The organism is Flavihumibacter petaseus NBRC 106054 (assembly GCF_000974785.1).
Taxonomy (GTDB): domain Bacteria; phylum Bacteroidota; class Bacteroidia; order Chitinophagales; family Chitinophagaceae; genus Flavihumibacter; species Flavihumibacter petaseus.
Genome location: NZ_BBWV01000002.1, coordinates 1020563 through 1043060 on the forward strand (window position 1 = coordinate 1020563; position 22498 = coordinate 1043060).

Below are 22498 nucleotides of genomic sequence, written 5' to 3' on the forward strand. Positions count from 1 at the left end.
GCTTTCTGGTACTATTCCGAAGTATGATTTCGGAAGGAAGAAAAAGAAGTCTGGTGAGGACCCCGACGGTCCCGCGGAAGATCCAGATAAAGAGCTCGACGCTGATGAGCTCGCCAAATATTTAGGACTCAAATAAGTAACCATGGCAGATTCTCAACAGACCACCGGCGCCAGCCTTTCCTGGAAGGCCAGTATTGACTACTCGGAAATCCCAAATGACATAGCTGCCATCCAGCGCATGTTTAAAGAGCTGGGAGTCGGTATCGTCAATCCTGATGACATATCCGCACCAATGAAGGAGGCTCAGGCTCAGATCGACCAGGTCATCAAGGATCAAGCTGCTCAGGAATTAAAGTTGCGGGAAGAGGTGGCGCAGCGGGTTGTTTCCATCAATGAGGACGTTGCCAAGAAGCAGATTCAGTTCTATAAAGACCAGAATACCCAGGTTGAAGATCAGATGAAGGCCCTGGTTGCCTACCAGGAAAAGATCAACGCCATCGCTGCAGACTCTGAAAAATTGAAGTCACCTGTAGAAATGCCGGCTTTCTCCGGCGGCGGTGATCTCAACCAAATTTTGTCAGAGTCCAAGAATCTGTTTGCTCAGCTGGACCAGGAAACGGCCGAATATGTTTCACAACTGTTGTCGTTGGAGCTGGCATTGGCCAAGATTCGGCAGAGCCAGCAAGAACTGGATGCTGCCATGGACGGCGGTAAGGTTACTACGGAAGAGTATGCGCAAGCGACGGCCTCGCTGAATGTACAACAAGCCGCTGTAGAACAGAATATTCAGGAAATCGTCCAACGTCAGAAGGATCTGGCGAAGATCAACCAGGCGGAGATCGGTTCCATTGAACAGAAGAAACTTGCCTTGGAATTCCTCCGGAAGGAATACGAGGCGCTTTCCGAGGCTGAACGCAGTGGTGACGCCGGAAAGCAGCTGTCTGATGAAATAGCCACCCTAAATACAGAGATCAAGAACCTTGACCCGACAAAGCTCAAGGAAATGAAGCTTCAGACCATCAGTCTGTCAAAAGAACTGAGTGGTCTGCTTGAAAATATGGCCAAGAACCCTGGATCCTCACAGTTCGATGACTGGAAAGACCGGGCGGTTGAGATTCAGCAGAGCCTGGCCAACGTTCGGCAATCTTTGAAAGATGCTGCTTCAGGTGGCGACCTAAATTCCATTACTCAGAAGACGATCGCACTCCGGAAACTGCGGGAAGAATATAGCAAGCTGAGTGATGTACAGCGCGACAGCCAGCAGGGTGAGGACCTTAAAGACAGGATCCAGTCACTTGCGAAAGAGATCAAGGCCTTGGATCCTGCAAAAATTGAAAAGGCTAAGGAAAATATTCAGACAGCCAGGGCCGAGCTGAGTAAGCTCATGGACCAGATGGCGCGCAATCCTAATTCTCCGCTGTTTGAGTCTTGGAGGGAGCGTGCGACCGAATTGAAGCAGTCCATTGAAGCCGTACGCCATGAAATTGAGCTGACTGCCTCCCAAGCCTCCTGGGTGGATGCCATAAAAGAAGGTGTGAGTGGCGCCGTTGGTGTCTTTGCGTCGCTCACTGGTGCTGTTGCCCTGTTCACCGGTGAGAATGAGGAGGCCGAAAAGGCCATTATGAAGACTCTGGCAGCTATGGAGCTGCTGAACGGCGTGCAGGAGGTGTCAAAAGTACTCGAGAAGGAAAGCAAGCTGAATATCTTTCTGACCAACCTGATGCGAAAGGAATCAGTGGTACTAACTGAGGCGCAAACCGTTGCCGTTGCTACACAGACTGCTGCAACCACAGCCGGTACCGCTGCCCAGACAGCATTGAATACCGCCATGTTGGCAAACCCGGCATTGCTGCTGGTTGCCGCCATCACTGCGCTGATCGGCGCCTATATGGTTTACAGAAAGCGGGTGGAAGAGGCGGAGGAAGCTCAGAAGCGGCAGGCCGAAACCCTGAAAAAGATTGGCAACTCCTACGCTGAGCACACCGCCAAGATTGCCCCTTACCTGGAAGCGCTGAAGAAATCCAACTTGACTGAACACGAACGTCTGGAGATCTATAAAAAGTTGCAGGAGATCGAGCCGAAGATCGTTGAAAACCTCGACGCAAAATCGCTCTCCTACGAAAATCTTAATGTCAATGTTCAGAAATACATCAAGTCGCTGGAGAAGCAGATCCAGCTGGAGGCCAACCAGGAAGCACTTACTGCCGGCATCAAAAAGGTGCTGGATCTTGACCGGCAGATTAAGCAACAGAATGAACTGGTTGAACTGAAGCGGAAAGATTATGAGGCTTCCAAAAAGCTCAGCACCGTCGCAGGCGGCAGCAGCACCGGTGTTACCAATACTGAAGATCGACTTTCGCCACTGATCGCAGCCAAGGAAAAACTTGACGAGCTGACCCAGGAGAAAATCAAGGCTCAACGGGAGAACGAGCACCTGATTGAATCGAATGCCGAGCTGGCCATGTCGCAGATCAATCAGGCGGAAGACTATGGTCGGACTGTTGAACGTATAGACGAAGAGATTGCAGCGCAGAAAAAACTGCAGACTGAGCGGTCAACAACTGCTGAACAGTACCTGCTATACCAGAAGCGTATCAACGAGCTGGAGGCTGAGCGGAAGCGGATTACCGGTGAATCCAAGAAAGATACACGTGATCGTATTCGTGAGGACGATGCCCTGAACGCCATCCTGAAAAAGCGACTGGCCATCCTGGAGGGTATTGCTGGTCTTGAGCGTGATGCTAAGCAGAGCGGCATGATCGAAGAGGCCAGTGAGCTGGATAAGATCAATGAAAAGTACGATAAACAGATCCTTGCGCTGAAAGCTGTAAACAAGGAAATTGATATATACAATCAAAGACATCCTAAAAGCCAAATCAATCCCCTCGGCGCGGCAGAATTGGCAAAACTTGAAGCGGCAAAGAATGTGGAAATTGCCAATTACCTGTACAAACAGGATGCCAAGCAGTACTTAGATTCACTTGACCAAAAGCAAAAGGCATTCGAGGATTTTCAGCAGATCCAACTGGAAGGTAATGATGAACTGACTGCCGTTGCCCGCGAGCATTATCGTGATCAGATCGGAGACTATACGAGTTATTTGGATTTCTTGAGATCAGAATCAGAGGGTGTTGTTAAGAAGATCTCAGATTCCTTGTTGACTGATCCGTCGAAAAATGTGGGCAATGTGACCAAGCTTTTCGGGCTGGCTAAGGCGTACATGGAAGAGATGATACGTGTCAGTAATGTAATTAAACAGAAGCAGATCGATGATTTGGCGGACATGCTGCGCCGGACGGCTACGTACAATATTCGTCGCAAAGAGTTGGAAGTGCGGTACCAGAAAGACGTCGCTGCACTGGAAAACAACCCCTTGATCAAGGACAAAGCGGGCCGCAGGGCTGTACTTGACCGGCAGTTCAAGGATGACCTGGAAGCGCTGAAAATTCACACTGCAGAGGAGTCTGCGGAATACCGGAAACTGAATGATGTTATCGCTGAATATGGCCGCAAAGCTCTGAAGATCCGCATTGCTGATAAAAAGGCATACCTGAAAAAGGTTGCCGAGACTGTAGGAGTTGAAAGTAATTATTACAAGGCTCTGCAGAAGGAAATCAACGATATGGAGTTTGAATTGAAGGCCGATACCTTCGATTCCTTCAAACAGTTTGCAGCCCTTGCAGTTGAACTTACCGAGTCCATCGGCCAGATCAATGATGGTTTCGCACAAACCAGCAACCTCATTTCCGGTGTTCTGGAGTCTGCTGAATTGCTCTCTACAGCTTTTAGCAAGACAGCTGACACCTCCGATAAGATACAGGCAGGTGTCGCGGGCGTGGTGAAGCTGATTGATATTGTTGTTTCCTCAGCCAAACAACGAAAGAAGGCAGAGGAAGATTATTACCGCCAGATCCTGGGCCAGCAAGCGGAATATAACCGGCTGCTGAATGATCAGATCGGCCTCCAATCAGAACTGAACGAATCAGTATTTCTTCCGGATTTTGAAGGGCGACTGCGCGATGGTGTTGAAAAGCTTAACGACGCAAACCAGCGGTACCAAAAAGCGCTGGAAAAACTGTCGGAAGGTCGTGCCAAGTATGATGAGAAGCTGGCGACGGATCTGCAAAACATCGGCCGCGGTATTGGTGCTGGTGCGGCGGCCGGCGCTGTCGTTGGTAGCATCGTGCCGGTAATTGGAACAGCCATTGGCGCGGCTGTTGGTGCCGTAGTCGGCGGCTTGGTAGGTTTCTTTGGCGGCAAAAAGAAGAAGGACGAATTCGGCGCACTGCTGGAAATTTACCCGGATCTGGTTAAAGAAGGCGCCAATGGGTGGGAAGAGCTCAACAAGGAACTTGCGCAAACGCTAATCGATCAGAACCTGGTGGACGAAACGACCAAGCAGCTGCTACAGGACACCATGGATTGGGTGAAGCAAATTGAAGAGGCCCGAGAGCAGATCAAAGGTGTGGTTTCTCAGCTCGCTGGTGATCTGGGCAACAACCTTCGGGATGCATTGGTAACTGCTTTTGAAGATGGCTCCGATGCTGGTGTTGCCATGGCAAACACCGTTGGTAAGTCACTGGAAAACATCCTGTCGCAGCTGATATTCAACCAGGTATTTTCAAAAGCCTTTAAGAAGCTCGAGGATGACATGACTGCATCCTTTGATATCGGCGGAGATGGTTCATTTATTGACGATTTTGGGTCATTTTTCGACCAGGCCAAGGATCTATACTCACAGTTCTACGAAAGCCTGACTGAAGCGCAAAAGGCTGCAGCTGATCAGGGCATCGATGTGTTCAAGCAAATAGATCAGGCGAGCCAGGATAATTCTCTCAAAGGCGCCATCAAGGGGATGACGGAGCAGCAGGCGGAATTGCTCGCTGGGCAGTTCGGAGGCCTTCGGATGACAGCTATAGATCAGCTGAACGTGGCCACCAGCTCCCTTAATGTTCTGGCCGAGATCCGAAACAACACCGCATATATCCAGTTGCAATATTCCGTCACCCAGGAAATGAAGGCCATTTTGAAGGACTTTCAGCTTTCCGGATTAAAAGTGAAATAATCTATGGACACTACACAACTATCAGGGTGGTACCGGATCGACGGGCGCGATCTGTGGACCGTTTATTCCATGTTCGTGGAATCCGGATCCGACGGCTTCCTGAAATATGCTGCCAAAAAGGAAAGCATTACCCATGACTGGCGTGACGAGGATGGCCTGGACGTGGACTTATCTCAGATATTCCTGAAGGATCGTGATATTACCCTGAATGTGGCTATCCTGGCTGAGAGTGAAAGCCGTTTCTGGGAGGTCTATGAGGCGTTCCTGGCACATATGATGCAGCCGGGTCAGCGACGAATTGAGGTGACCGAGTTCGGGGACCGGTCATTTAATGTCTTCTACAAGGAATGCAACAACTTCAAACGGTTCACCAGGATCAAGGACTCCAACCTGATCGGCTGCAAATTTTCTATTGTCTTCACCGAAAACAAACCCAGCATCTCATCCAACGTCTATATCGTGGATGATCAGGGTAGGTACTTGATTACTTAACCCTATTGGAATATGAAAACGATCGATATCTACCGCGGGACGGACTTACTGGCCACCATCAAGCCATCCGATAGCTCCACTCAGAACAAGGCCATCATGGGTGACAATGCCCTGAATCTTGACTTTGAGGATAGTCGGCATATCAGTTTCCAGATAAACGACTGGTGCGAAGTTTTCGGAGAGCGGTACGTGGTGAATGCAAAACCTACCGTAACCAAATCCAGCACCAGGTACTATGATTACAAGGTTCCGATGGTCGCCGAGGGTACGCTGATCTCCCGGGTGCAATTCCTTTTCCTCGGCGATGACAATTCTTTGAAGGAGCCGGATTTCTCCCTGATGGGAAATGCTGACACCTTCATGGATCTGCTGATGCAGAACCTGCATCGGGTGGACAGCAGCTGGGTCCGTGGCCAGGTGCAGCCGACTGCGTACAAAAACATGACATTCTCTGCAGAGAACTGCTACAACGCACTTTCGCGGATAGCGGAGGAGTTCGGTACTGAGTTCTGGCTGGAAGGTAAGACCGTTCACCTAGTGAAGCGGGTGACGGATACTGGTCACACGTTCAAATATGGCCGGGGAAATGGCCTTTACGATCTGACTGGCCAGCCGATCGACCAGAGCAGTGTGATCACCCGCTTATATGCATTCGGGTCTGACAAGAACCTGCCCTCAGATTACAGGAATTTCAGCAGGCGGCTGCGGATGACCGATGGCGAGCTGTACGTGGAACAGAATACCGCCCAGTATGGTGTCATTGAGTTCACCCAGATCTTCGACGACATCTTCCCCCACCGTACTGGAAAGGTTACTGGTGTAAATGCTATCGACCCCTTCCTTTTCACCGATTCGACCATGGATTTTGACATCAATGCCCAGCTGCTACCCGGGATTTCGGCCAAGGTGACATTCAATACCGGCCAGCTGTCTGGCTATACGCTGGAGATTAAATCCTTCAACAACACCACCAAGGAGGTGCGAGTACTGCTGAACAAGGATGAACGTGCCCTGGATATCCCCAACACCAATATCCGGCCAGCCATCGGGGATGAATACGTGTTCGTGGACATCATCATGCCGGACAGTTACATCACTGCGGCTGAAGCTGCATTAAAAGAGGCTGCTGTAAGTATGCTGGATCAGGTTTCCGTTCCCCAGGAAAAGTATACGGTGACGTTCGACCCAACGGTGCTGAGGAGGAAAAATATCATTCCAGCTATTGGCCAGCTCCTGTGGATCACCGATTCCCAATTCGGCCTTGATCGTAAGATCCGGATCACATCTTCCACCAGGAAGGTAGTGGATGAATGGGACATATCTGTTGAGCTGGCTGATACAGTGAATGCCGGCAAGATTGATCTCCTGGTGAACAATGGTAGTAACAACGCTCGGGATATTGTCAGCCTGGAAGATTACCTGAAGAACAACTCCACGCTTAACAACAACATCATTGGGGACGTGAATATCCGGCAAGGGACCGTAAGGCTAGAGGAGTTTCCTACCACCGCAACAATGACTGGATTTTCTGAAGTGGTTGTGGAAAACGCTACCGGCAAGCTTTTCAAGAAGGTCTAATTGTGTAATTAAAGCCGTTATTTCACACACTGTCCAAAGCGCTGCAACCATGCCGGGTAATATTGCCCCATGGCGGAACATATAACAGTTCGGATACCAGAGTTGCCGGCGGTCAGTGATGAACATCCGCTTACGCTCGCCGACACTTTCCCGCTCTGGAGTGCGGATGACAATATCACCCGCCACACAACCCTCAGTAAGCTTCGCGAATTCATTGCGACCGGTGGCGGGCCCACTGCAGCGCCCATTGTCATCGGCAATACTATTTACCATACTGTCACAGTTGGAGAGGCTGGTGACGGTGAGGAGACGATCCTTTCCATTCCTTCGCTTGCGGGTAAAAACTATAAGCTGCGCCGGGATGGAAGCGACATGGAGCCAGGTATTGCTTTTAACAATCTGTCCGCCGGTGGACTGCAGCTGATTCGCCCTTTTGATTACCTGGTGGCAGGGCAGTTATATGTGTTCGACTTGTTCGAACTGGCAGGCGGATCCTCAACACCAGGAAGCGGCAGCGGGTCCTTGTACAAAGGCGTTATTCGGGTTGATACCAACAAATTGATGGCACCAGGCGACATGAATAAGATCATGCAGCTGCGCGGCGGCGCCAGCGCCATTACGCTTACGCTTCCGGACGGCTCGCTGATACCGGCCAACTCCCTCACCATCATTGAGAGCAATATCCTGAACGATAAGCATAACGCTGTTACAACCTCTGGTGGCCAGTACATCTACATGAATGGCGCCAGTTACAACACTATCTATCCAGGAATAGGAGAATCGGTGTGGCTCTATTTTGATGAGGATGGATGGTATATCCTCAATGATTTTGGTGGCATCTATCGCGAGCTGGGCAACATTGTACCGGTATATAAAGCCGGCCCGAACGATCTGGTATTGGATGGTTCACTTGTTTCCCGGGCTGATAATGCCAGGCTGTGGCAGGTTGTTCAGGGATTTGGGTCCTCGCTTGTTTCTGATACTACCTGGAATACTGCAGATGCTCTTGTGGCCGGCAGGACAGTTCAGAAGCCTTACCGTGGCTGCTTCAGTACGGGTGACGGATCTACGACATTTCGCCTTCCTGACTACCGAAACATGACTTTGCGGGGTCTTAAATCGCTGATTGGTGGTGATACCGAACGCTTCCTCAACAGGCCAGGCGGCTACCAGCGACATGAATTCGAATCCCATGATCATGATGTGCAGCCGCCGAATTCAAATAGTGACAGCGGATCAGGAAAAACTGCAACCGGTAATGACTCTCCGGAAGGATCTATCGCTCCATACAGCACTTCAGCTGTCGGTGGGGCGGAAACCAGAATGGATAATATCGGGGTAATCTGGGTGATTAAACGATAACGGTTATGAAGAACTTTTCAATATTATTTCTCTTTTTGCTGGCGAAACTTGGCGCCCTTGGGCAGAATACCAAGAGCGGAATCTTCTATACGCCCGTCCCCACACCGATGAAATACGATCGGCTGTGGATAGGGAAGGAGCTTTCGCTGTCCGACACAACCGCTCTGGGTGCCCAGGATTACACCAGGATCGCCAATCACAATGGTGACCTGTATCTGTCCTATCATGATCTCGACTGCGATTGCGCGAAGTGGAGGAAATATTCAAGTGGAGTAGGATCTGCAGATACAACTTATATTATTCCTGGTCCAAGTGGAGGAGGTTTTTATCAGTTGGTACGCCAGATAGATTCGACCACCATCCAGGTTAAGAGTTTGGGAACCGATCTGCCTACGGGCTACATCACTGAAACAGATTCAAGTCTCTTGCTCCAGATAAGGAAATGGGTGTTGGATAGCGTATCCAGCTTCACAACTCCAACGATATACACCGGCAACGGTGTATTGAATGGCAATCGTACAGTTGACGCATCATCATACACACTTACTGTCTCATCCAGTGTTACGGGGTTTGTTCCGGTTATGGATGTTGCATCAACAGGCACCCGAACCGCATTGCGCGGATCTTCATCAGGCACTGGAGCTGGAGTCAATGGGGTGTCTTCAACAGGAATCGGGGTGAATGGAACGTCGAGTTCAAACGGTATCGGTGTATATGGGTTGTCATCAACCGGCACCGGTGTTGCTGGACAAACGTCTCAGGCGGGTACGGGTTCAGCTATTGCCGGGACATTTACTGCCAGCAACCCCGGATCAGGAAGCAGTGTTTATAGGGTCGTATCTTTCATTGCCTCGCCAGGTACGGCCGGGGATGGATTAGGGCTGCAGCTTGATTTCACGGGTAAGAACTACGGGGCCTCCTCTGGTTCGTTCATAATGAACAAGATTAAATCCGAATGGCTGTCTGCGAACAATGCAACCCGCACAAGTAAGTTCACGATTACCGGCGTTTCCAACGGTACTGAAACCGACTGGCTTACATTGATTCCCTCATATGGTCTTTTGCATGGAGATACAATTTCCACTCGTGCATATGCTCGCAATGCTGCTTTGTCTGTTGTCGATGCAACAAATGTCGCTGATGGTAACTACGTAGTCACTTCTAACGATCGTTTCTTGTTACTGGGCGATATCACCGCCGACCGCACCGTGACGGTCCCGGATGGGACTGTAGTCAACCAACGACTGGAAGTCGACTGCACTAATACCACAGGCTTTTCCTGGCTGATTTCCGGCAATGTGGTCTATTATGACGGTACCGCAATTCCGTCATTTTCGCCTGCGTATTACCGATTTTACTGGAACGGAACTAAATGGAAGCAGATCCAATGAGGTATTTGCTGACCATATTATCCGTTTTGATTGCCTGTGTTTCGCACGGGCAATTGATGTTTTCATGCAGCTTCGAGATGACACCTTTCAACAAGTACCAGGAATCTCCGGAGAAGAAATTTCCAGTTGAGCAGGCTGTTGGATATACTGACCGGGTTCGAGCGGATAACGCTTATGTTGTTACTGGCGCAAAGTCGGCCAGGTTCGAACTGAATACAACGGATCCCCAGTCCAATGTTGGAAATCACCGGTCAGAAATTGTTCCATATGAAAATGCTGCCGGCGTCTGGTATGAATGGACGTCTACTTTGGATCCAAATAACTGGGCTGATGACGCACAGGAGGAAGTAATTGCCCAATGGCATGAGCGGTCAGCCAGCTGCTCGGCATCTCCCATGCTTTCCCTGGAGACTAAGTTTTACCAGGGTGCACAGCAGTTCCGGATCATGACCAGGTATAGTGACGCTGATTATTGTGCAAATAACGGCGCTGCGAGAAAAGAACGTGCACCCGTTTACATTGGACAAATCACCAAGGGAGTACTGATTCGCTGGATTGTATACTACAAAGTTGGATTTGCGGGTGATGGTGAGATTCAGATATGGCGTGATCATGTCCCGGGCGAGGCAAATCCGCTCAAAATGGTTTCGGTTTATCACCTTGAGAATGCCACAACGGCTTACCAGGGCATGAACGCGGCGACATACTGGAAACTTGGTATATACAAATGGGTATGGGACCGGCCCAGCTATGGAGGATCCACATCGACCAAGCGTGTACAGTGGATCGATGACCTGAAAGTATACGGTGCAGCTACCACCAAAGAGGAGCTGATGCCCTCCGGATCTGGGAATCTTTACCCGATAGCGAACGTAGGGTCACCAGCAACAGTCGCCGGCGGCACGAGCATCTTCGCTCGTACAGTGAGTGACAGTGATCCAGACGGATCTGTCGTATACCGGAAATGGACACGCATTTCGGGTCCCAATACTCCACTGCTCTCCAGCGGCAGCACCTCACAAACGCTTTCACTTGAGAACCTGGTACCGGGAGATTACCTGTATAGATATACGGTTGTAGATAATGCTGGCGATACAACATTTGCCACGCTCCCCATTAATGTTGGATCCTCCGGAAATGCAGCTCCTGCCGTTACCGTTACTCCATTGCCGGGTGCTATTAAGAATACCAACGGCCAGCTTTTGCTTCAAAGTGATGGTGGTACTGATAGCGACGGTACGATCCAAAACATACTGTGGGAAAAGATCTCCGGCGAACCCGTAAACATTATTTCTCCTGGATCTGCCAGTACTCAGGTTTCGCTACTCAAGCCAGGCTACTACGTGTTCCAAGTCACTGTGACCGATGACAAGGGAGCTGTCGCCAGCCGACAGGTAAGCCTCCGAATAACTGACAATTCAGCCATCAAAATCTCTGGCAGGGGAGTATTCAAAATGCTATAAAAAACTTTTATATGAAAAAACTAATCGTTGATTTCAGTGGAACAATCCAGAAAGCAAGCAAATACGGTGTGCTGGGCGAAGTCCAGGTTAATTCACCTTATGGCGTACAAAATGCAGTACTGCCAGGCACGAGTATCAAGGCAATCCGGTTCGAAACCCGTTCGACCGATACGGCGATTTATGGTGGTGTGCGCTCGGAGATCGTTGTAAATGCACCAGTGAAGGACGCTACGGCCTTCAATCCCTGGTTTGCCTTCAAGTTCTACATCCCGTCAGCTGAGTGGGACGGCGGAACAAAGGAATGCATTTTCCCCTTCCAATTTCATGACAAGAGCCTGGCTGACGGTGGCGAGAAAGCGTCACCGAATTTCGCTTTGGAGATCCTGAACAAGAGGTTTCGTGTGGCTACCAGGTGGAGCACTGCAGATTACAACACAGCCAGCAACCGGAAAGAAAAGTGGACAGATATCGGTCCTGCTCCGATGGACCAGGTCGTTGACCTCGTTGGTTACTATTTACCCCGGACTGATGGAACAGGAGTTCAAAAATTGTGGTTTAATGGCAAAGAGGTCTTTAACCTGGTTGGAGCAAATGCATTTGTCGGCAGCTACTACGACTACCTCAAAGTGGGCAACTACAACTGGAACAGGGTGCTCAAATGCGTCGGTTTTATCGGAGGTCCGCTGATTGTCGGTGATTCGGCGGAGACTTACGAAAGCATGTATGCTGCGCTTCAGCCGGCAAGTCCGCAACCGGTTCCCAATAAGGCGCCTGTCGTTACTCTAACCGACCAAAACGTGGTTACTACGTTCGCCACTTTATCCGCTTCTGTAGTTGATCCGGATGGTAAGATCGTTTCCACACAATGGCGTCAGGTGTCCGGCCCAAACGTCGCCCTTATCGGATCCCTTCAGTCGGCCGTAACCGGTATTTCCGGCCTCGTTACCGGTCAGTACGTGTTCGAATGTACTGCGACTGATGACAAAGGCGCTCAGACTGCTGGCAAATGCACAGTTGATGTTGATATACCCGTCCCCGCGAAAAAGGTGGTGTTTGAAGGAAGAATGTTTGACGACGGTACCTGGGAGAAACTGTAAACAACCAATAGATCCTTAACCCGTATCGCCTAAAAATGATACACATGCCAAATAAAACCATGCACTACGGAGATAGCGCAATTGCATACTGGACCGGATTTTTCAGTGCCGGCAGCACAGGAGTATTGCTTCTGAAAGTTGATTGGGCATTTCTGCCCATTGAGATCGGCGTTAAGATATTCATTGCTATTGTAATTGCCTTTCTGGGTGGGATTGCTGGCGTGGCAGGTAAGGATATCTATAATTCCCGGCTGAAAAAATATATCGTAAAAGAAGACAAAACCAAAAAGGAAGAATAATGGGTCAAACGACAATCAAAACGACGAATGTCAATAAGCCTGCACCGCGCTGGTGGAGGAAGTTGGAAAGGGCAATGTTGATTGCCTTCATCCCCGCGGCAGTTACGATTATCCAGGGTGTCAAGTTCAAAGACGAGCTGCAGGCTACCAAGCTTGTTTTGTTCCTAAATGTCGGCGTAGTGGCATTAATAAAGGGAACAGGAATGATTCTGGCCAATGGGGAAGAATACACCAGCACGGAAAAGCCTGATCAATGAGCACCAGTAAAACCATTCTGGGTATGCTGTTCCTTGCCCTGTTGATCATCCTGGCATTGAAGGACTGGTCGTGCAATGAACCAGCCGAACCTTCAGTGAATATCGACAGTATCGCGGCTACTCATGAAGCTATTCTTGCGGTAAAGGACAATCGTATTGCGGTACTTGACAGCCAGATCAGCGAGGCGAAACATCAGCTGCGGTCAGACAGCACATTGATCGTAAAGGCAAACGCACTGATCAAACCCCTCAACCAGAAAGTGCGTGACCTGGTAGCCGCCAATGAGCGGCTGAAAGCTGCAGGCGACATTCCAGGCCGTCTCGACAACTGTGATTCGCTTGCCGACTATAGCTTGCGCTTTGCCATCCAGGAGGATAGCCTGCGTGCTTTGAATGAAGCATATCAGCAGCTGGGCAGTGATCTCGGCGTCATCTATGGCGCTGCGATCGATGCAGCCAATGATAAGGCCCTGGCTGAAACGAGGCAAAGGCAGTATCTGGAATCGCTGTTGCGGGCGACCCCCGCGCCGGTTCGCGAATCCCCCATTTCCCTGGGCCTGCATGCTGGGTATGGCGTGTCTGCCGGCGGCATGTCGCCGGTGATCAGTGTCGGAATCAATTATCGCTTAATCAAATTCAAACGGAAATGATATTAAAATTCATCTTTCACACCTGGACAGGTGGTGTCGTACTCGGTGCTTGGATCGCGGGCTTTATTCTCGCTTCTGAGCGGTACACAATCTTCACAGCAAAGGGTAAATACCCTGACAAAGTTATCGGCGACTGGCTCGCTGCCATCTTCTGGCCGTTGCCGACGCTATGGCGATGGGCTGAGGCTGGAATAAGGTGGTTCAAATCTCGCAAGAAGTAAAATCAACCTATATGACAGTAAAAGCAAAGTTCCGCTGTAACAACATTGTTGACTCAAATTTCGGTACCGCTACTGACGGTAGTATCTTTGGAAACCGAAAAGTGCAGTTCTCTCCCGTGTATGGCAATTCCGGTGAAAATGCTTCGTTCGCGAAAGCAACACCCAATGGCAATCTCGAACTGCAGATTGACAAATCCACACCAGCCTATGACTTCTTCAAGCCAGGCAAGGAATATTACCTAACAATCGAAGAGGCGACTGCCTGATATAAGTCAGCTTTAATGTAATTACAGACGTTCTTTCACACAAATAGCCACCCGCAGCGGTGGCTATTTTTATCATTGCCGCATGGGAAACGTTCCATCATCGCGGCCACAACTCACAAAAGAAGCAGCGCTTGAAAAGGTGGCTGCTTTTTCTGTTCCTGAAAAAGTTATTCTGCTTGGAATTCGCGGGTATTACCGTGATACAATGGGGGAGAAGGGAAAAAACGACCGTGGGATCTATGATGATGCCATTTTCGTAATTGCCCCCGACTATTTTGCCTCCTTCAATGCTAATACAGACCCCACCGTTAAGCGGAATGGGGTCTCTGTGTTGAAACCAGGCCTGCATTACTACAAGAAAGGTCGCCACCGGATCAGCCGACCACCATCCTATCCAGCATTTCGCCCAGACACACCAGGGGAGCTGCTGCCTGTGACCCGTGATGACATTGGCGACAGCATGGGCATCGCTATCAACATTCATAAAGGCGGGTACAATAGCACCAGTTCAGAAGGTTGCCAAACGATTTATCCTTCACAGTGGGAAGCTTTTCAGACTAAGGTGTACCAATTAATGGATGAGGCAGGCCAAACACGAATTCCGTACATCTTAATCGAACAAGCATGATAACAGGAAGTAGCACAATCAGCAGTGCGGACATTTTTTTAGGTACAGGATATGAAGATCTCCAGCTCGATACCGGCATTGACCTATCTGGTGCGAATAATCCACAGGTCCATTACAAGAAGCCTAGTGGCGAAACAGGTGTTTGGCCTGCTACTATTGAGGGAAGCACCCTATTCTACAATATAGCATCCGGAGACCTGAATGAATCTGGCACTTGGAGTTTACAAGCCGCAGCTGCGATCGCGGGCGAGCCAGCCAAAGGGAAAATTGTTGACATGGAAGTACTGGTGCCGCTAATCATTGGTGATCTCCCGGCGACAGGCACCCCAGGCACTGAATTCACGCTTATGCAGGACGGGGCGATTCCTCTAATCACCGACAGGTTGCTCTCTGTGGTTTTGTTGTTTCCGGAGGAAGAAGCCAGTGCACTGCAGGCAGTGGTTGGCTCAGTTGAAATTCGTCCCGCAATACCGGCCTACCCAGATAATCGTGGTAACGCATTTAACCCACTGATTTTTACCACAGAAGGTGATCAGATGACTATTACTGGAATCACTTCAACAACCAAAGTCAAACTTTTCTATGCGTAATATTTTTTTTCTTGCAACCTTGTTTGCTGCGACCGTTGTTTATGGTCAATCAGACTTTATCCAAGCTCGCAAAGGCTTGTTCCTGGAAAGCCTACGCCCGCCATTGGATACCGCCAGGGCTCCGATATTCTTGGGCGAAATTCGTGTGAGCTCCACCAGTAATGAAATGTACAAGGCGATCTCTTTGTCCGGCGCCCACAAATGGAATGTCATTGCAGGTACTGGTGGTGGTGGTGCAGGTGCGTGGGGAGCTATTACCGGAACACTGTCGGATCAAACTGATCTTCAAAGCGCCTTAAATGGCAAACAGTCCAGTCTCGTTAGCGGTACCAATATTAAGACAGTGAACGGAAATTCATTGGTTGGTTCAGGTGATGTTGCAGTAGGATCTACCAATAGTAATGTGGGATCCGGTTACAGGCTGGCAGTGCAAAACACAAATAATATCAAATCTTTGACACCTGGCCAGTTTGTGAAAATTGACAGCACGTCCTCGACGAATACATTGGGCATTGACTCCACAACCTTTCCGTTTTTTATCCCTACGGTTCCTGATATTCCAACCCTGGAATCAAAAGGGATTTCAGATAACAACCAATTTATCCTGAAGGATGTCGGTATTTTCGAGTATAGAGCCAGTGGAACTCCCGACGGTAGCAGCTCGTTTGCTGCCAATGGTGGCGGTATCTGGCTCCTGGTCACCAACAACGTCGGCCCCTCTACGTTTTCAGACCTGGCTCAGCTCGCTGGAACCATCACTGACAACAATAAATGGGTGAAGTTCGGTACAGCCATCATTCGATTCAGTACCGTTACGAATAACGACGGTACGCAGGTCTATCGAAAGCAGGGGCAATCCTTCACCTGGACAACAGTTGATCAGCCATGGAATAATAATGATACGCACCGAAAGCTCTTCACGGATACAGCTATTTCAAGCGGCGCCTCCGGCATCCAGGTGAATTTTGCCAATACCAGGGCGGTGATCTACGGATCAATCAACATGGATGAATCATTGGCACAGTTTGGTATGGTAGGCGGTGGAACGATTGCCAACGCCAATGCTGATTTCCGGGTATTCAAGCAAGAAAACCATACCTATCAGTTTACAGATGCACAGATTACATCCCTTAATGCAGGTACAGAAATTACGTTGAGTAAGCGAAACAGTAGTACCAATGCGTATATATACACAGGCACATGGGATGACACGAAGCTAAAATATGATGCAAGCACTGGCCTGTTTACGCTCAGATCATTTGGCGTCAACTCCTGGACAAGGGATGCATCTTCTATGTCGCCAATTATCGAATGGGCAGGCGCTGACAGTATGTATTGGGCACGCCCGGTAATCGAGACAAGGGATATGACCGAATCTTCAGGAACGGTCAACTGGCCATTAAGTACCGCCTGGCAAAAGAAATTCTACCTGGTGAACCACCTTGGTCAGATCAGAACAACCGCGTTGCGATCAACCGATAATCTTAACATCATTCAGAATGGAGTTTGGGAGCATGTCCCTCATGCTGCAGCTGATGGCCGTGCGGCGGCTGATTTCCAGAAGAACATTTTTGTTTCTTCCGGCGGTACGCTTCGTAATTACTGGTGCTTGTTCATTATGGAGATCTGGGCCGACACCTATAACGTGACAGGATCTTCAGATATCATGGTTCACTGGCAACAATTCCGAAATGGCTCGGGTATCGCAACAAGTTACCGTCTGCAGGAAGCAACCCTTGCAAACTATTCTGATGCTGTGGACATCTATACCGGTTCGGCCTTGCAGTTCCGGGATTCCAGCCCTCAGAAATATTACCGGCTATACGCCACTGTCGGAGGCGTCGAATCGTTGGTCACTTCATTTAACCGCAAACTCCCAGCAAGATGAGAACGCTCATTCTGTTGTTGATATCCTGCTCATTCCTGGCCGCTCAGCGGCCGGGGATGCCTGTTATTACCCCTGAGATGTTCGGGGCTAAAGGGGATGGTCGGGCCGATGATACACGGCCACTGCAGCTTGCAATCGATTCAGCGGTGAAAGTCAGCGGCACACTTTATGTTCCAAACAAATATCGAATAACCAATAGTTGTTTAGCGGCAGCATGGAATGGCAAAGAATATGGCACATTCACTTTTAAAATGATTGGGGATGCTACCTGGTGGGATGTCAATAACAGATCTGTAATCATCGCTGACTTTAAAGATGGTTTTGCCCTGGGCATTCAGCGGGGAAAAGGATGTGTTGTGCAGGGAATCAACTTCCAGGGAAAGTATGTGGCTCCGAAAAGCAGCTACCTTGAAATGGTCCTGGGCGCCGTTCCGTCTGATACCACCTGCCTGGATACCCGGTATGCCGTATACTGCGCGGTGGCCGTGGATCCGGTGGGCCCTAAAAAGCCTTCTACCGGTGGCTATCCTCGCTGTGAAAGTTTGTACCGCGGCAACACCTCAGGATCCACCGGCATCACTATTGACAATTGTACAGCCAATGGATTTACCGTGCCATTCATAACATCCCCAAACGGACAGACACAAAATGCTGAACAGCTCACCTTTTCCAATATCCGCATAGGCGACGGTAAATTTGGCTTTGTTGGCTGCCAGGCACAGGAACGGACCAACTTAATTTCGAACGTCGGCGCATGGGGCACGCTGCACACTCTGTTCCATTTCGGTTCCTATGGAGCTGGCCAGGCAGGGCAGTGGATGGTGGATCGCGCCAACATTGCAGGTAATGTGTTTCAGATCGTGTCCAGGAACAGCAGTGGGTTTTACCCCCTCACTATGACCCGAATTGCAGCAGAATCGATCGTGCGTATCGGCAGCTGGTACAGCGGGGTTGGTGATGTGCTTGACCTTTCGAACATTCACCTGAAATACATCGACCAGATCGGCTTTATACCCCCATATCACCTGAAGGGTGAGGGGCTGACCATTCGGAATAGCAACATACGATATTACGGGTTATCACTGCCAGTGATCGTTGACGGCAAAGTCAATTGGGAAGGCAAGTGGACGCGGGCAGCCGTAAAGCCTGATAGTACCTATTCTTTTGACCGGGTAGGAGCGTTTACAGAAGTGCAGCCCGGGCAATTCGTTGACTATGGCGATCAGGGTTCCTGGAATTCAAAGGGATTCGGGTACCATGACGGCAAGAAGCTTTACACCACGCCCGGAGTTACTGGCAACTACCGGTTGAACAAATTGAAATAACACTTTTTCTCATAAGCAGTTAGTTTTGGTACGGCCCCTGTTTCTACAGGGGCTTTTTTTGTGCTATTTGATAGTTGATATTCATATTATTATGTATATGTGACCCTGTAAAGTGTCGGTTAACAAACCTTTGGCGTACTATTTCGGTTAAAATATCGTCTTTAGAACTAGGAAATGAAGTTTGAAAACAATATGTTTGGCTTGGAATGGGTTAATAAGGCAATGTTCTTTATGAAAAACCGCGTATTGAACCACCTTATTCAAAAGTCAACTATGCATGTCAGAATTAGCGACAAAGGCCGCCAATTGATCAACAACAGAAATCTCGCTTACAAAGTTGTTGAGACTGTTATTAATCAGAAAGCCCAGTTAGATGAAGGCAAAGCTGTAAAGGTTGATGACACCAACACTACTGTCCAGCTCGTAACCACAATCAAAGAAGCTCCGGCTGCCTCTAAAGACAAGAAGTAGTATTAATGAACTTCGTACTGAGTTCCCTTGTCTTGGTAATTCTTCTATTACCAGGATCGGTGGTTATTAAAGGATATTACACATCTTTTGAGGAAAAAAAGTCAAACATTCATATCCCCTTTAGCGATTTGCTTTGGCGGGGTCTGATCTTTTCACTTATCATCCACTCAATCGGAATTTGTGTGCTCAATCTTTTGGGAAGGCACACTGATTTCAGGATGTTCTATTGGATAATTTCGGCCAAAGACATCGACTTTGTTGAGAATGACTTCAACAAAGTGTTTTTGCAATTCATGTTCTATATCCTCAGTGTATGCCTGTTGACATTGTATGTTACAAAAAGGGCAAAAGAGTACATTCAGGACAGGAATTGGGATATCGATTATTACTCTCTCCGAAATACAAATTATTGGTATCATATTCTCAGTGCTCGTTATTTGAACGGTAGAGGTGTGCAGGGCTCACTGGGCGAAACCGACATTATTGTAGTTGATGTGCTTACTGACAAGCAGGTTTTATACACCGGTATTCTCTTAGATTTCAATTATTCTCCTCAAAAGGATGAGCTGGAAAACATAATTCTAGGGACCGTTTTAAAGCGAAATTGGGCCAAATCTGCTGATGATGATCGTATTGACAAAGACGAACATTCAACTGGCAAACCTTCAAAAATTCCAGGAGACGTTTTTGTAATACCAGCTAAGCAGATCCTCAACTTGAACATCCACTACTTGAAATTGGGATCAGAGATTTCCGTGGGGCCGAGCTCCACATTAACTAAGCAGGAAGGTCCAAAAATTTCACAAGGGCCGCTTGCAAAGGGTTAATCTAATTCGTACGTTGTATTTTTCATAGGATAAGGTTTAAATGGCCCGGCAGTTCTCTGCAGAGCTCTTTCTTTTTTACGGGAACCAGTAAAATTGTTTCTGACCCGCCAAGTACCTTCATTGCCTATAGCATTGTTTTAGTTTTTCGCCCCTGTATCTTCCCAGCAGGGGCGTTTTCTTAAAATAGTTGTCAAAATATTTTGACATATCAAACCCGCTTTGTATCTTTGATCTATCATTAACAAAAACGGTGATCCTGAACACCGCCACAAAAAAAGCAGATGAAATAAGATGGCTACAATCACTTTTCTTTCCGCCGAAAAATCCCTGAAAGTAAACGCTGACAAGCTGGTAGGTGTGTCTACCCAGTCCCTTTACATTCGTAAAGGTCACCTGAGCGGCGCATTGTTCGTAAGTCAAAAGAGAACTGGTGGCGAAGGCGCTGGCGATATCTGCCGGTTGGTTGATGGCGAGATTGTAACGGTAGGCGCCAACCTTTTTGCTAGGCTGATGATTTACGCCGACAAAGCTGGCGCTGTGATCAACTAATCAACGGGCCTTCGGGCCCCTTTTTATATGGACAAATTCTTACTTGCCGACAACCCCATGACGGAAAGCGATGAAACGTATATCGTTCATGCGTTGCCGCCGTTCAGCTTGATCCAGGCATTCCAAGGAGCCGGAAAGGCAAACATTGCACCGGAGCTATTCCAGTCATTCGCTTTCCGAAATTCTATCGGGGAGGTGGAAGACTGGACACTTGCGATCCTTTACAGCGAAGCTCCGGTCGATCAAGCTGGTAAGCTGCTATCCAAGGCATGGCGCTGGTACCGCGCGTACATGGAATGGGAAGACAAACAGTTTGACAATGAATAACACCGAAAATAAGCTGGTAGCATACATACGCGACGCCGCTATCTTCAACATCTCCCAGCTGGAAAAAGCTGCAGGTCTGTCCGGAGGAACGCTTTCCCGGGCAATCAAAGGGGAGCGGGGACTGTCAGAATCAGCCGAAAAAAAGATCCTGTGGGTGTTTAAGCAGCTGGGGGTGACGCCCTCATAATGGGCGTTCCGGTATAAAGTAATGCAGGGAGCACTTGAACCTGAATGCCAGCATGTTGATGTCATTCGGTTCGTAGGTGTATGGCCCCTCATATCGCTCCATCTGGATGATTTCATCCACCGGCCGGTCAAGCCATTCAGCTATTTGCTCCTGTGAAATATTATGGCTTTCCCGCATCGCCCTGACGCGGTCGGTGACGTATATGTAGATGGGTTCCATGGGCTGAAGATACATTCCTTTATGCTAATTAATTTAGCAATACCTTCGCGCCATGCCCTGGTACCGCATTACTTTTTCAATCCGTGGGGTGGCCAAACTAGCCTACCGTAATCTGCCGTCAACTGATATTGATGAGGTGTTCCGTGATATACAAGGGAAGTGCGACCGGCGGTTCGGCTTTGGTACTGTCCAAGATTTTGACTGCGTCATGATCTCCAGGTGGTCGACTCCTTTCAAGGAATTTGAGAAACACTTGTCGCCAAGAACAGGTAAGGAATATTTTATATGGAAAGGGTACCGTGACGAACCGGAATAATGTCCCTACCTTAGATTATTCTTCGCCATTGGCTTGGAAGAAATAAAGGTTTCAGCCGCTGAACCAGTCAATCAGCGGCTTCTTTAATTCCAAGAGTGATGGATTATCGTTACCTATTTGTTACTAAAATGATGATTTTGCCCTGTAATACACTGGTATTGGGCATTAATTCATAATAAGAATGTCCCAGCGGGATCACAGAAAAGAGGTCATCGAAAGATGACCTCTTTTTTTTGATTGTTATTCCCGGTGCATTCATGCAATTCAGGTTACTTTTTTTTCGGCGGTGGTGGCGGCATTTTGGGAGGCCGTTGTTCATATTGATACACCAGGTTGATCTTTCCGTTGTTGTCAAACCGCCATACTTCATGCAATTCTTTGGCTGTCTTTTTTCCTTTTGCATCCGTTGAAATTTCACGGGTCCAGATGGCTACCCAGTTTTCATTTTTATTCTTGCTGCGGAGCGGTACCCAGGCATGAACTGAATCTACAACAGTTCCCATCTGTGCCCTGGCCTTGCCGGCCATGGCAACCAGGCTATCCCTGCCGCCGGCAAACATGGTACCATCGGAAAAATACATCGTGTCAACTTCTGCGAAAGAATTTTTGAAATTGTCTGTTTTGTTGTCATCCCAGTCTTTGTACACCTGCAACAATGTTTGTGCATTTTTGGCATCGCCGATCTCAAAATCGGAAGAATAATCTGCCGTGTAAGGATATGTAAGGGTTTCCTGTTTTACCGTACTCGTGGTATCGGTAGTGGTCGCTGCTTCTTCTGTTTTTGTTTTGTCGGGGTTGGAACCGCAGGCTGCCAGGAAGGCAAACGCTGCGAATAGATAAATCTGTCTCATAAAATGAGTTTCTAAGGTTTTAAAATGAACAAGGTTAAAAGCGATGGAGTAAGGGGCGGAAGCGGGACTGGATGAAAGCGTAACGGATGACAAAGGGACAGGATGGAAGTGGGCCAGTAATGCTTATCCTAAGTTACGCATTTCGGGGCGGCTGAAATACGCCAAAATGAAACAATCTG

22 protein-coding genes are annotated in these 22498 nt (G+C 48.7%); 20 read left to right on the forward strand and 2 right to left on the reverse strand.

The annotated features are described in order from the left end of the window. Positions 1 to 142: 142 nt before the first annotated feature. From FPE01S_RS14460 to FPE01S_RS14560, 20 genes are all read left to right on the forward strand, one after another. The gene (locus FPE01S_RS14460; RefSeq protein ID WP_046369628.1) at positions 143 to 5065 is read left to right on the forward strand and encodes a glycine zipper domain-containing protein; all 4923 of its coding nucleotides are present in this window, start codon (positions 143 to 145) and stop codon (positions 5063 to 5065) included. Between the two features lie 3 nt (positions 5066 to 5068). Then, positions 5069 to 5557 (forward strand): hypothetical protein, encoded by a 489-nt coding sequence (locus FPE01S_RS14465; RefSeq protein WP_157474034.1) that lies wholly within the window; start codon positions 5069 to 5071, stop codon positions 5555 to 5557. Between the two features lie 12 nt (positions 5558 to 5569). Next, the gene (locus FPE01S_RS14470) at positions 5570 to 7135 is read left to right on the forward strand and encodes a phage tail family protein (RefSeq protein ID WP_046369630.1); all 1566 of its coding nucleotides are present in this window, start codon (positions 5570 to 5572) and stop codon (positions 7133 to 7135) included. 69 nt (positions 7136 to 7204) lie between these two features. Then, positions 7205 to 8497 (forward strand): hypothetical protein, encoded by a 1293-nt coding sequence (locus FPE01S_RS14475; protein WP_046369631.1) that lies wholly within the window; start codon positions 7205 to 7207, stop codon positions 8495 to 8497. 5 nt (positions 8498 to 8502) lie between these two features. Continuing rightward, positions 8503 to 9888, forward strand: coding sequence for an autotransporter outer membrane beta-barrel domain-containing protein (locus tag FPE01S_RS14480; RefSeq protein ID WP_157474035.1), 1386 nt, complete (start codon positions 8503 to 8505; stop codon positions 9886 to 9888). After that, on the forward strand, positions 9885 to 11351 hold the full coding sequence (locus FPE01S_RS14485) for a PKD domain-containing protein (RefSeq protein ID WP_169749171.1): 1467 nt from the start codon (positions 9885 to 9887) through the stop codon (positions 11349 to 11351). The genes FPE01S_RS14480 and FPE01S_RS14485 overlap by 4 nt, the downstream gene beginning before the upstream one ends. Positions 11352 to 11362: 11 nt before the next feature. Continuing rightward, entirely contained in the window at positions 11363 to 12448 is a 1086-nt protein-coding gene (locus FPE01S_RS14490) for a heparin lyase I family protein (RefSeq protein WP_046369634.1), read from the forward strand. A gap of 44 nt (positions 12449 to 12492) precedes the next feature. Continuing rightward, positions 12493 to 12747, forward strand: a complete 255-nt coding sequence (locus FPE01S_RS14495) for a hypothetical protein (protein ID WP_046369635.1) — start codon at positions 12493 to 12495, stop codon at positions 12745 to 12747. Then, the gene (locus tag FPE01S_RS14500; RefSeq protein WP_046369636.1) at positions 12747 to 13004 is read left to right on the forward strand and encodes a hypothetical protein; all 258 of its coding nucleotides are present in this window, start codon (positions 12747 to 12749) and stop codon (positions 13002 to 13004) included. The genes FPE01S_RS14495 and FPE01S_RS14500 overlap by 1 nt, the downstream gene beginning before the upstream one ends. Next, positions 13001 to 13654: a DUF6808 domain-containing protein gene (locus FPE01S_RS14505; RefSeq protein WP_046369637.1), complete on the forward strand. Its 654-nt coding sequence runs from the start codon at positions 13001 to 13003 to the stop codon at positions 13652 to 13654. Before FPE01S_RS14500 ends, FPE01S_RS14505 begins: the two co-directional genes overlap by 4 nt. A gap of 232 nt (positions 13655 to 13886) precedes the next feature. Continuing rightward, positions 13887 to 14141 (forward strand): hypothetical protein, encoded by a 255-nt coding sequence (locus tag FPE01S_RS14515; protein WP_046369639.1) that lies wholly within the window; start codon positions 13887 to 13889, stop codon positions 14139 to 14141. Between the two features lie 82 nt (positions 14142 to 14223). Next, on the forward strand, positions 14224 to 14769 hold the full coding sequence (locus FPE01S_RS14520; RefSeq protein WP_046369640.1) for a hypothetical protein: 546 nt from the start codon (positions 14224 to 14226) through the stop codon (positions 14767 to 14769). Next, entirely contained in the window at positions 14766 to 15359 is a 594-nt protein-coding gene (locus FPE01S_RS24970; protein WP_052955810.1) for a hypothetical protein, read from the forward strand. Before FPE01S_RS14520 ends, FPE01S_RS24970 begins: the two co-directional genes overlap by 4 nt. Before the next feature lie 145 nt (positions 15360 to 15504). Beyond that, positions 15505 to 17247: a hypothetical protein gene (locus tag FPE01S_RS14530; protein WP_157474036.1), complete on the forward strand. Its 1743-nt coding sequence runs from the start codon at positions 15505 to 15507 to the stop codon at positions 17245 to 17247. Continuing rightward, entirely contained in the window at positions 17244 to 18572 is a 1329-nt protein-coding gene (locus FPE01S_RS14535; protein WP_046369642.1) for a hypothetical protein, read from the forward strand. Before FPE01S_RS14530 ends, FPE01S_RS14535 begins: the two co-directional genes overlap by 4 nt. Before the next feature lie 273 nt (positions 18573 to 18845). After that, positions 18846 to 19043, forward strand: a complete 198-nt coding sequence (locus FPE01S_RS14540; protein ID WP_157474037.1) for a hypothetical protein — start codon at positions 18846 to 18848, stop codon at positions 19041 to 19043. Between the two features lie 5 nt (positions 19044 to 19048). Continuing rightward, positions 19049 to 19870 carry a hypothetical protein gene (locus tag FPE01S_RS14545; RefSeq protein WP_046369644.1) on the forward strand — a complete coding sequence of 274 codons (822 nt, stop codon included), beginning with the start codon at positions 19049 to 19051 and terminating at the stop codon, positions 19868 to 19870. A 291-nt stretch (positions 19871 to 20161) separates the two neighbouring features. Beyond that, positions 20162 to 20419 (forward strand): hypothetical protein, encoded by a 258-nt coding sequence (locus FPE01S_RS14550; protein ID WP_046369645.1) that lies wholly within the window; start codon positions 20162 to 20164, stop codon positions 20417 to 20419. A gap of 27 nt (positions 20420 to 20446) precedes the next feature. After that, the gene (locus FPE01S_RS14555) at positions 20447 to 20746 is read left to right on the forward strand and encodes a hypothetical protein (RefSeq protein ID WP_046369646.1); all 300 of its coding nucleotides are present in this window, start codon (positions 20447 to 20449) and stop codon (positions 20744 to 20746) included. Then, a complete protein-coding gene (locus tag FPE01S_RS14560) occupies positions 20739 to 20933 on the forward strand; it encodes a helix-turn-helix domain-containing protein (protein WP_046369647.1) in 195 nt (64 codons plus the stop codon). The genes FPE01S_RS14555 and FPE01S_RS14560 overlap by 8 nt, the downstream gene beginning before the upstream one ends. Here the strand turns inward: FPE01S_RS14560 and FPE01S_RS14565 are convergent. Both FPE01S_RS14565 and FPE01S_RS14575 read right to left on the reverse strand, forming a co-directional pair. Beyond that, complete coding sequence (locus FPE01S_RS14565) at positions 20928 to 21152, reverse strand: helix-turn-helix domain-containing protein (protein ID WP_157474038.1); 225 nt, start codon at positions 21150 to 21152, stop codon at positions 20928 to 20930. The genes FPE01S_RS14560 and FPE01S_RS14565 overlap by 6 nt on opposite strands. A 585-nt stretch (positions 21153 to 21737) precedes the next feature. After that, entirely contained in the window at positions 21738 to 22319 is a 582-nt protein-coding gene (locus FPE01S_RS14575) for a hypothetical protein (protein WP_046369650.1), read from the reverse strand. Positions 22320 to 22498: the final 179 nt, after the last annotated feature.